The 2,393-nt window shown below is 72.7% G+C and carries 2 protein-coding genes and 1 pseudogene; 2 read left to right on the top strand and 1 reads right to left on the bottom strand.

The genetic code is table 11. The annotated features are described in order from the left end of the window. Positions 1-73 (bottom strand): annotated as a pseudogene (locus B9G49_RS16405) (IS6 family transposase); the annotation flags it as partial. A gap of 63 nt (positions 74-136) precedes the next feature. Between B9G49_RS16405 and B9G49_RS15925 the strand changes: the two are divergent. Together B9G49_RS15925 and B9G49_RS15920 are read left to right on the top strand one after the other, a co-directional pair. Further along, complete coding sequence (locus B9G49_RS15925; protein ID WP_086217019.1) at positions 137-1,375, top strand: ABC transporter substrate-binding protein; 1,239 nt, start codon at positions 137-139, stop codon at positions 1,373-1,375. Then, entirely contained in the window at positions 1,372-2,388 is a 1,017-nt protein-coding gene (locus tag B9G49_RS15920) for an FAD-dependent oxidoreductase (protein WP_086217018.1), read from the top strand. Before B9G49_RS15925 ends, B9G49_RS15920 begins: the two co-directional genes overlap by 4 nt. The last annotated feature ends 5 nt before the right edge of the window (positions 2,389-2,393 follow it).

Below are 2,393 nucleotides of genomic sequence, written 5' to 3'. Positions count from 1 at the left end.
GTGTCGCCTCTCGCTCCAGAAAATCTAACTCGATACAACCGCTATCGCCGCTGAGGCGGTCGAAACTGAGCATGGACCACTCGAACTTTTGACCGCCTCATCCTTCGACCTTATCTCAACACGGCCCCTAAATCGTATGCAACCAGACGCGGACCGACTCACCGGCACGCGACGCGACGCGATCAGGTACTGCGGCGCCGTCGCCGGCGCGGGGCTCCTCGCCGGGTGTAGCGGGAGGGAGACGACGCCGAGCGGGTCCGAGAATGAGGCCGGTTCCGCGGACGGAGGCTCCGGCGGCGACTCGCCGGACACGTACACGGCCGCGATGGCCCCGGTGGGCGAGGTCGAGTTCGACGCGGTCCCCGAGAGCGTGTCGGTGTACAGCCTGCTGTACGCCGACCTCGCCGTGGCGCTCGGCCACGGCGGGGCGGTGAACTCTCTCGGGTTCGACGCCGACGCGGGCGGGAACACGCTCGACGCCTACTACGCGAACCTCGACGGCGTCTCCTTCGATCGCGAGGGGATCACGCAGCTCAACTCCGGTTCGGGCGGGGGCATCTCGGTCGACCGCGAGCTCCTCTACGAGCTCGACTCCGACCTCCACCTGGCCGACCCGGCGCTGTTCGCCTCCTTCGACGGCTGGGACGAGGAGGACGTGGCCGAGGTCCGGGAGCGCGTCGGGCCGTGGTTCGGAAACAGCTACAGCCGCCGGCACGCCGCGCCGCCCGAGGCGTACCGCGACCGGTACGAGTACTACACCCTCCCCGAGATCGGCGAGCGGATCGCCGCCGCGTTCCGAGAGTCGGAACGCTTCGCCGCGCTCGACGCGGTCCGCGAGGACCTGATCGAGACGATCCGGAGCGACCTCCCCCCGGCCGAGGAGCGGCCGACCGTCGCGACGCTCATCTACATGGACGGGACCTACTACCCCTCGCGGACCGACGAGCCGGGGTTCGCGAACGCGCACGTGCGTCCGTTCGACGTGCCCGACGCGTTCGCCGGCGACGACGTCACCTACGAGACGGCATACGACCACGAGCGACTGCTGGAGGTCGACCCCGACGTCGTCCTCCACCAGTACGGGATCGCCTCTTACTACGACGTGGGCGCTGTCCGCGAGGAGCTGTCGGACCACCCGGTCGCCGGCGACCTCTCCGCGATAGCGAACGACCGCTTCTACCCCTCCGGCGATCCGGTTCAGGGCCCGATCATGAACCTGTTCCAGCTGGAGATGACCGCGAAACAGCTGTTCCCGGAGCGGTTCGGTGAGTGGCCGACGTACGAACACGGCGACGACTACCCGGAGATCCCCGCCGACGAACAGCTGTTCGACCGCGGCGAGGTCGCCTCGATCGTCGCCGGAGGGGGCGAATGAGCGGTCCCGCCGAGCCCGAGGCCGCCGACCGCGACGTCGTCGTGGTCGGCTGCGGGCCGGCCGGCTGCGCCGCCGCGGTGTTCGCCGCGCGCGACGGCCTCGACGTGACCGTCTTCGACCGCGGCCGGTCGTCGCTCGCGCGGTGCGCGCACCTCGAGAACTACCCCGGCTTCCCGGCCGGCATCGACGTCGGAACCCTCTCCGACCTCATGCGCGAGCAGGCCGAGCGGGCGGGCTGTGCGGTCGTCGACGACCTCGTCGAGACCGTCGAGCGGGCGACCGACGGCGGGCCCGGAGAGCCCCCCGAGGGCGACGCGCCTCGGTTCGTCGTGACCCCGCAGGAGGGCGACCCGGTCACCGCCCGCCGGGTGGTCGCGGCGACGCGCTACGACGGCGAGTACCTCCGCGGGCTCGACGGGGACGGCGCGATGTTCGAGGCACGCGATCGCGACGGTGAGACGCGCGAGGACTTCGACCGGGAGTACGCGGACCGAGACGGGAAGACGCCGGTCGAGGGGCTGTACGTCGCGTCTCCGTCGGACGCGGACCGGCAGGCGGTCACGGCCGCGGGCCGGGGAGCGCGGGTCGGCAAGCGGGTGGTCGCCGACGCCCGGATCGACGACGGCTGGTGGCCGGCGGCGGCCGAGGGCGTCGACTGGGTCCGCCGCGAGGCCGAGCGCGAGGGCGAGTGGGCCGACCGGGAGCGCTGGATCGAGTGGTTCGACGAGACCCACGCCGACGGCCCGGTCGACCCCGACTCCGAGCGGTTCGCGCGCGTCCGCGAGGCCGCGGTCGACGACGCCCTGTCGGCGTACGTCGACGCGGACGAGGCGGCCGCGCGCGCCGCGGCCGGTCACCGCGCGCTCGCCGAGCGACTCGATCCCGAGGCGGTCGTCGACGCGCACGGGCCCGCCGCGCTGCTCGACGCGCTGGACGACGGGGCGGTCGCGGCGTACGCGGGCGGCGACGGGTCGACGCGCCGCGAGCCGACGGAGGCCCGCGATGAGCGGTGAGGGGT

Origin of the sequence: Halorubrum sp. SD683 (assembly GCF_002135045.1) — an archaeon.
In the GTDB taxonomy this organism is placed as follows: Archaea; Halobacteriota; Halobacteria; order Halobacteriales; family Haloferacaceae; genus Halorubrum; species Halorubrum ezzemoulense.
The sequence above is the reverse complement of the archived record's forward strand: the minus strand, read 5'-3'. Positions and strand labels throughout refer to the sequence as shown.

Excerpts from the sequence above, each read along its gene's own strand:
- B9G49_RS15925 (WP_086217019.1), top strand. The coding sequence starts at position 137 with ATGCAACCAGACGCGGACCGACTCACCGGCACGCGACGCGACGCGATC.
- B9G49_RS15920 (WP_086217018.1), top strand. The coding sequence starts at position 1,372 with ATGAGCGGTCCCGCCGAGCCCGAGGCCGCCGACCGCGACGTCGTCGTG.